Origin of the sequence: Streptomyces racemochromogenes (genome assembly GCF_044129415.1) — a bacterium.
Classification (GTDB): Bacteria; Actinomycetota; Actinomycetes; order Streptomycetales; family Streptomycetaceae; genus Streptomyces; species Streptomyces racemochromogenes_A.
This window is the reverse complement of sequence record NZ_JBBDHD010000219.1, coordinates 1-7,111: the sequence shown is the minus strand read 5'-3', so window position 1 is coordinate 7,111 and position 7,111 is coordinate 1. Positions and strand designations below refer to the sequence as shown.

7 protein-coding genes and 1 pseudogene are annotated in these 7,111 nt (G+C 77.5%); 4 read left to right on the top strand and 4 right to left on the bottom strand.

What is annotated here, in order from left to right; all coding sequences use genetic code 11:
* The first annotated feature begins 99 nt into the window (after positions 1 to 99).
* A complete protein-coding gene (locus tag WDV06_RS35620) occupies positions 100 to 1,068 on the top strand; it encodes a glycosyltransferase family 9 protein (RefSeq protein WP_395513960.1) in 969 nt (322 codons plus the stop codon).
* Positions 1,069 to 1,121: 53 nt separating this feature from the next.
* On the opposite strand, the gene WDV06_RS35615 is transcribed toward WDV06_RS35620, so the two are convergent.
* A complete protein-coding gene (locus WDV06_RS35615) occupies positions 1,122 to 2,339 on the bottom strand; it encodes an MFS transporter (protein WP_395513961.1) in 1,218 nt (405 codons plus the stop codon).
* 796 nt (positions 2,340 to 3,135) lie between these two features.
* Here WDV06_RS35615 and WDV06_RS35610 point away from each other — a divergent pair.
* The gene (locus WDV06_RS35610) at positions 3,136 to 3,882 is read left to right on the top strand and encodes an SDR family oxidoreductase (RefSeq protein ID WP_395513959.1); all 747 of its coding nucleotides are present in this window, start codon (positions 3,136 to 3,138) and stop codon (positions 3,880 to 3,882) included.
* Positions 3,883 to 3,891: 9 nt separating this feature from the next.
* Here the strand turns inward: WDV06_RS35610 and WDV06_RS35605 are convergent, their stop codons facing one another.
* On the bottom strand, positions 3,892 to 4,683 hold the full coding sequence (locus WDV06_RS35605) for an ANTAR domain-containing protein (protein ID WP_395513958.1): 792 nt from the start codon (positions 4,681 to 4,683) through the stop codon (positions 3,892 to 3,894).
* Between the two features lie 66 nt (positions 4,684 to 4,749).
* Positions 4,750 to 5,109, bottom strand: coding sequence for a helix-turn-helix transcriptional regulator (locus tag WDV06_RS35600; RefSeq protein ID WP_395513957.1), 360 nt, complete (start codon positions 5,107 to 5,109; stop codon positions 4,750 to 4,752).
* A 129-nt stretch (positions 5,110 to 5,238) separates the two neighbouring features.
* On the opposite strand from WDV06_RS35600, the gene WDV06_RS35595 reads away from it, so the two are divergent.
* Entirely contained in the window at positions 5,239 to 6,084 is an 846-nt protein-coding gene (locus tag WDV06_RS35595) for an STAS domain-containing protein (RefSeq protein WP_395513956.1), read from the top strand.
* A 34-nt stretch (positions 6,085 to 6,118) separates the two neighbouring features.
* Here WDV06_RS35595 and WDV06_RS35590 read toward each other — a convergent pair whose 3' ends face one another.
* Positions 6,119 to 6,613: a flavin reductase family protein gene (locus WDV06_RS35590; protein ID WP_395513955.1), complete on the bottom strand. Its 495-nt coding sequence runs from the start codon at positions 6,611 to 6,613 to the stop codon at positions 6,119 to 6,121.
* A gap of 164 nt (positions 6,614 to 6,777) precedes the next feature.
* Between WDV06_RS35590 and WDV06_RS35585 the strand changes: the two are divergent.
* Positions 6,778 to 7,111 (top strand): annotated as a pseudogene (locus WDV06_RS35585) (Rieske (2Fe-2S) protein); the annotation flags it as partial.

Here is a 7,111-nt window from a genome sequence, read left to right as displayed (position 1 = left end):
GTGTGTTTTTTTTTTATAGGGGGGGGGGGCCGGGGGGCCGGGGGGGGGGCCCCGCCCCCCCGCCGGGCGCGGGCGCGGGGTGGTGCGGGGCGGCCGACGGTGGCGGTGCTGCGGGCGCTGGGGCTCGGGGACCTGCTGACCGCCGTACCTGCCCTGCGGGCCCTGCGGACGGCGCTGCCCGGGCACGAGCTGGTGCTCGCGGCGCCGGAGCGGCTCGCCGACGCGGTCCGTGCCCTCGGTGTCGTCGACCGGCTCCTGCCCGCGCAGGCCCCCGGGCGCGGGGTTCCCGCGACCCTGGCCTGGTCGGGGCCGCCCCCCGAGCTGGCCGTGGACCTGCACGGGTGCGGGCCGCGGACCCGGCTGCTGCTGGCGGGGCTGCGACCGCGCCGGCTGTACGTCTTCGCGCCGCCCGGCACGCGGGAATGGCCGGGGCCGCGCTGGCGGGCCGACGAGCACGAGCGGGACCGCTGGTGCCGGCTGCTGCGCTGGTACGGGCTGCACACCGACCCCGACGACCTGTGCCTGGCGGCGCCCGCCGAGCCCTCCCCGGTCCCGGGGGCGGCGGTGCTGCACCCCGGCGCGGACGCGGCGGCCCGGCGCTGGCCGGCCGAGCGGTTCGCCGCGGTGGGCCGGGCTCTGGCCCGGGACGGGCACCGGGTGGCGGTCGTCGCCGGGCGCGGGGAGGGGCCGCTGGCGAGGCGGGTGGCCGAGTATGCCGGGCTGGGTGCGGACGCCGTGCTGGGCGGGGAGCGGGACCTGCCCTTCGCGCGGCTCTCGGCCGTCATCGCGCGCGCCCGGTGCGTGGTGGCGGGCGACAGCGGGGTGGCCCATCTCGCCTCGGCACTGCGGACGCCGTCCGTGGTGCTGTTCGGACCGGTGGCGCCCCGCCTGTGGGGGCCGCCGGCGGGGGGCCCGCACCGGGCCCTGTGGCATCCCGGTCCCGGGGACGACCCGCTGCGGCCCGGGGACGCCCACGGGCCGGTCCCGGACGCCCGGCTGCTGAGGATCCCGGTGGCCGAGGTCCTGGCGGCGGTACGCGCCCTCCCCGAGCCGGTGCACCGCGTCTGAACCGGCCGCCCGAACCGCCCGCCCGGCTCCCCCGACGGCCCGGCCCGGGTCCGTCAGGCCGGGGCGGGGGCCGGCGTCAGCGGCGTCGCGCAAGGGCGGGCGGGTGCGCGCCGGTGGGTGAGCCAGCCGCCGGTGAGCGCCGCGACGATCACCAGTCCGCCGGCCACCAGGGCCGCCCGCACGCCCAGCAGCTCCATGAGCAGCCCCAGCAGCGGCGGCGCGGCCAGCCCCCACCCGGTGCGGACCGTGGACCAGGCGCCGAGCACCCGCCCGCGCATCCGGGCCGGCGGATCGGTCTGGAGCAGGGTGGACTGCGCGGTGTCGCCCACCGATTCGGCCACCGCCATCGGCAGAACGAGCACGAGCAGCAGGGCCGTCGACGGGACCACCCCGGCGAGCACCTGGAGCAGCGCCCCGGCGGCGGTGAGCAGGGCGACCAGGCGTACGCGCGGGCGCCGGAGCCGGGCCCCGAGGACGGCACCGACGATCCCGCCCGCCGCGAGCGTCGTGGACACCCGGGAGAACGAGGCGGCGTCCCCGGCGAGCGGGCCGGTCACCAGCACGACCAGGGTCAGCGAGTAGTTCCGTCCGAACAGGGCGCTGACGGCGTTCATGGCCGCGAGGGCCACCAGCCGGGGCCGCCCGAGGAAGTACCGGAGTCCGGCCGCCACCCCGGGCGCCTCCTCCCGCTCCGCCGGGACCGCCGTGACCGGCGGCCGCGCGTCGGGGGCGGGCCGCAGGAAGGGGATGACTCCGGCCACGAAGAGGAACGACAGCCCGTTGACGGCGTAGGCGGCGGCGGTGCCGAAGGCGACCACGGTCACCCCGGCCAGCGCCGCGCCCACGAGGCGTCCGGCGCTGTGCACGAGCGAGCCGACGCCGATGGCGGAGGGTACGTCCCGCGCGGGAACGAGGCCGTTGCCCAGCAGGGAGCACGCCGGGCCGTCCACGGTGGCCACGACGCCGGTGACGAGGGCCAGGGCCATGAGCGCGGGCAGGTCCAGCCGGCCCAGGGCGACGAGGAGGCAGGTCGCGAACGCCACCGCGGCCAGCAGGGCCTGGCAGACGGCGGCGGTGGCCTTGTGGGACCACCGGTCGACGGCGGCGCCGCCGGCGAGTCCGAGCAGCAGGCCCGGGGCCGCCTGGAGGGAGACGGACAGTCCGGTGACGGCGGCCGAGCCGGTGATCTGGAGCACCAGCAGGTTCTGGACCGTCAGCTGGGTCCAGGTGCCGACGTTGGAGACGAAGTTGGCGGCAGCCCACCAGCGCATGCCGCGGTGGCGCAGGGCACGCCAGGGCGAGCGGTCGGAGGGGGTGCGGGCGGGGGCGGCGGACGTGGCAGAAGGCAAGGCGGTACCGGGGAGCGGCGTAGGGGCGGGGCGGTGCAGGACGGGCGCAGGGCCGCGGCCGAGCCGGCGCGGCAGCCGTCCCGTGTCCGGGTCCCGGACCGGAACCCGGAGACGGGCCTGCGCACAGGCCCGGACCCGGGCACCCGCCCGGACCTGAGCCCGGACACGAACCTGGCCACGGACACCGGCCGGAACCTCGGCCCGGACACGGACCTGAGCACAGACACCGGCCCGGACCTGAGCCCGGACACCGACCTGGCCACGGACGCCGGCCCGGACGCGGCGCGGGGCCTGGCCACGGACACCGGCCCGGACCTGAGCCCAGACGCGGACCTGGGCACCGGCACCGGCACGGACTCGGCACGGGAACGGGAACGGCGGTGGGGCGGGGTCGGAACCGGGCATGCTCCCGGGCCCGGACGTGGCTGCCGGGCCGCACTGTCCTGCTCCGCCATGCTGGCAGACCCCTCCGGCCCACCGGGCGTGACCGTGGTCACGCGGGCCCGCGCCCCGCCCGAACCCACCTTCCCCGCCGCCCGGTTGGACTTCCCGTGGGCTTGCTCACACGCCTCCGGGCGGCCGCCCTCCGCACCCGGGTGGCCCTCCCCGGGGTGCCGCCCGGGGCGCGGCGCCGGACAGTGGGAGCGCAGACACGGCCGACGCGCGCCCGCGCCCGCTCGGCGCTCCGGTGACCGGCGACGGAAGGCTCGTGATCGTGATGGACGACTCCCCCCGGCTCGATCTGCGCGGCAGGCGCGCCCTGGTGACCGGTGGGGCACGCGGCCTCGGCGCGGCGGTGTGCCGCCGCCTCGCCGCCGCCGGGGCGGAGGTCCTCGTGGCCGACGTGCGGCGGGACCTGGCGGAGGAGCTCTGCACGGACCTGGCGGCGCAGGGCTCGCACGCCCGGTACGTGGACCTGGACGTGCGGGATCCCGAGCGGGTCGCGGCGGTGTTCCGCGGGCTGGACGAGGCGGACGGGTCCCTCTGCGTCCTCGTCAACTGCGCCGCCGTGGACGTGTCGAAGTCGGCGGCGCAGCTGACCGCGGACGAGGTGACCCGGGTGGTGACGACCAACCTGCTGGGCCCCATGTACCTGTGCCTGGAGGCCTACCGCCGTATGGTGGCCGGGGGCGGGGGCCACATCGTGAACATCCTGTCCACCGCCGCGAACCGCACCTGGACGGAGGCGGGCCCCTACTCGGCGAGCAAGTCCGGCCTGCGCGCGTTCACGCACACCCTGTTCAAGGAGGCGCAGCGCGACTGCCTCGGCATCGGGATCACGGGGGTGATCGCCGGCGGGATGGAGACCGCCTTCATCATGGACCGGTTCCCGGACACCGACGTCTCGCTCCTGCAGAGCCCCGACATCGTGGCCGACACCGTGATGTACGCGCTCTCCGTGCCGGTGGGCAGCGCGGTGCCCGAAGTGGTGGTGGTGCCGCGCCGGGAGACCTCCTGGCCCTGAGCGGACGCGTCACCCCTCTGCCCGGCCGTTCTCCCGGAGGTCCGTGGTGTGGCCGATCACGTCGCGGGCGACCTCGGTGGCGGTACGGCCCTCACGGAAGGCCCGGGCGCGCAGCAGCGCGAGCGCCTCGTCGGCTCCCAGCCGCAGCTGGGACATGATCATTCCGGCTGCCTGGTAGACCTCGGTCCGGTGGTTCTCGGCATCGTGGAGCCAGGCCGCGACCCCCTCCACGGGGGCGGGGCCGTGATCGAAGGCGACCAGCAGGACCGTCACGGCGTCCGCGGCGAGCATGGCCGCGCGCAGGTCGGCGGCTTTGAGCATGCCGGGGGTGTCGCGGTACAGGTCCATGGTGCCGAGGACCACCGTGGACGTGCCCAGCGGCAGCGCGAAGACCGACCGGGCCCCTGCCGCGACGGCCCGGGGGGCGAAGAGCGGCCAGCGGTGCGCGTCCGTGCCACCGGCCAGATCGGGGGCCAGCACCGGGGCGAAGACCTCCGCGGCCCGCACTCCCGGCCCCTCCCCGAGGGTGAACTGGAGCTGCGCGAGCCGCCGGGCGGTCCCGTCGCTCGCGTGGAGCGGGATGTCTCCCCCGCCTTCGCCGCCGAGGGACATCGCCAGCCCGCTGACGGGCAGCAGGCCGAGGACGGCCTCGCAGAGCCGGGCGGGCACGAGCTCGGCGGGCACGCCGTCCAGCATGCGCACCAGCGTGCGCGCGACGGCGCCGGGGCCGGCGGTGGGCGCACGGATCCCGGGGTCGTCGCGGGCCCGGGGGCCGCCCGGCCCGGACCGGTCCAGGGGCACGGCCCTCACCTCCCGGCCTTCGGCGCCCGGCCCCGCCGGCCGGACGCCCGGGCGCCCGGAACCGTCTCACGGTCCTCCGGCGCCGTGGATGCCGTACGGCCGCGGCCGTTCGGCGGGAGCGGGCAGCGGGCCGGAGAGGAGTTCGAGGAGGCCGACGATCTCGTGCCCCGCTTCGGCCGGGTGGCGAAACCGCCCGCCCGGGACGATGGCGTACCGGTTGCGCCGGCCGTCGACGGCCCGGTCCCGCAGCAGATACCCGCCCTGCTCCAGGTCGGCGATGATCGCCTGCACGGTCCGCTCGGTCAGGCCGCACCCCGCGGCCACGTCGCGCAGGCGGATCCCGGGGTCGCGGGAGATCGCGAGCAGGACGCGTGCGTGGCTGGTGAGGAAGGTCCACCGGGGCCGACGCCCCACAGCCGGTGCCATATATCCACTATGCCCCATATCAGCCAACAAAGGATCACCTGCTGTGAATTTCCGGTAAATCTTGACGTATAACGCGCATCCATTGAAAATCCGATCAGAGCTGTCCTTGCCGGGCTTGTGGAGATTCCCATGAGTACCTTCAGTGACCCCGAGGTCCGCCTCGACGGGCAACGGCCCGCCGAGGGAGCGATGGCCGTGACCGTCCGGCGCGAGGGCCACGACGCCGCCGCCGTCCGGATCACCGGCGAGGTCGGCGCCGACCGCGCCGACGAGCTCCGCCTGGTGCTGCTGGCGGCGCTCGACGCCTGCCCCGGAGGGATCAGCCTCGACGTCGCCGACGTGAACTTCCGCGACTGCTCCGGGCTGAACGCGCTGATCGACCTGGAACGCGAGGCCGCCGAACGGAACCGGCCCCTGAAGCTCGCCGCCGCCGCGCCCGCCGTCCGCCGCCTGCTGGACGTGGCCGGGCCGCCCTCGCCCGCCGCCGGCGCCGCCCCCGGTGCCGGCGCCCCCGGCACCTCGCCGCCGGGGCCGGAACCGGGCCGGGGCTTCGAGGTGACCCGGGCGCGACTGGAGGCGCCCGACACCGACGACGGGCTCTGGGTGGTCTTCCTGGAGGGCACCGTGGAGGCGCACGACGGCCCGGCCCTGCGGAACGCCCTGGCCGGCGCCGATCCGGGAACCCCCGCGTACGTGATCGAGCTCGGCGGCCTGGCCCTGATGACCCCCGCCGCCGCCGCCGTCCTGGTCGAGCTGGGCCGCACCCTGTCCACCCGCGGCCGGCGCCTGCTGCTCGTGGGGCCGCACCGGCTGACCGGCCCCGTCGTACAGCTCAGCCGCACCTCCGGCTTCGTGGAGTTCCACGCCCACCTGGACCGCGCCCTGGCTTCGGCGTCCGCACCCGGTCCGGGACATCGTGCGCCCGGCCGCTCCCCCGGGCCCGAAGCCGACCCGGCGGGGGAACTGCCCGCCTGACGGGGCGCCGCCCGCGGAACGGTCCGGCGGGTGGTCAGGCCGGGTGGCCGGCCTCGATGTCCCGTACGTCACCGAACCGCAGCGGCCCCGCGCCGGACGCCCCGGCCGTCGGGCCGTCCTCGACCGGGGCGAGCAGGAAGCCCTCGTGGTCGCCCCCGGCGACCACGGCCTCGATCCGCCCGGTGAACCAGGCCGCCACCCCCGTCAGAACGGGACTGCCCTCGCGCCCGGGCCGCCAGCCGATGCCGTCGAACTTGTCCGTGCGGTCCCCGGTCCGGCCGCCGAAGAGCCGGGCCAGGGCTTCCTGGTTCCGGCCCAGTACGTGCACCGTGAGGTAGCGGGCGCGGCGCGCCACCCGGTACGTGTGGTTCTCCACCGACAGCCACACCGCGAAGCGCGGCGGCTCGATCGAGCACTGCGAGGCGAACCCGACGAGGCACCCGGCCCGCAGCCCGTCCGCGGCCGCCGTGACCACGTACATCGGGCCGTCCTGCGCGACGGCGAAGTCACCGAGGTCCGGTTCCGGCATGGCGGTTCTCCCTCGGCTCCGGTCTGCGCTGGTCTGGTCCCCCGCCGCCCCTGCCCCGTCCGCCGCCCGGCCATGCGCGGGCCGCCCGGGTTGCGGGGGGCGCCCCGCTCCGAGGCGTGGCGGTGGCGGACATGGCTCCCGGCGCCCCGGGTAGACGCGGCCCCATGGACACGCACCGTACGACACCAGGTCCGGGCCCGCTGCTGTCGGCGGTCGAGCGGCTCGAACAGACCCCACGGGCCGACGGACCGATCGACGCGCTCCGCAAGGCCGTCCGGGCCCTGCCGCTCGGTCCGGCACGCGACCTGCTCCACGGCCGCCCGCTGGGGCACCCCGCCCATCCGCTGCTCGTCCAGGTGCCGATCGGGACCTGGCTCTCGGCAGCCGTACTGGACCTCCTCCCCGGCCGGGGGCGGGGGGCCGCCCGGGGGGGGGGGGTCGGGCGGGCCGGGGGGGGGGGGGCGGCCGCGGGGGGCGGGGGGGGCGGGGGGGGGGGGG

Excerpts from the sequence above, each read along its gene's own strand:
- WDV06_RS35610 (WP_395513959.1), top strand. The coding sequence starts at position 3,136 with ATGGACGACTCCCCCCGGCTCGATCTGCGCGGCAGGCGCGCCCTGGTG.
- WDV06_RS35615 (WP_395513961.1), bottom strand. The coding sequence starts at position 2,339 with ATGCGCTGGTGGGCTGCCGCCAACTTCGTCTCCAACGTCGGCACCTGG.
- WDV06_RS35590 (WP_395513955.1), bottom strand. The coding sequence starts at position 6,613 with ATGCCGGAACCGGACCTCGGTGACTTCGCCGTCGCGCAGGACGGCCCG.
- WDV06_RS35595 (WP_395513956.1), top strand. The coding sequence starts at position 5,239 with ATGAGTACCTTCAGTGACCCCGAGGTCCGCCTCGACGGGCAACGGCCC.
- WDV06_RS35600 (WP_395513957.1), bottom strand. The coding sequence starts at position 5,109 with ATGGCACCGGCTGTGGGGCGTCGGCCCCGGTGGACCTTCCTCACCAGC.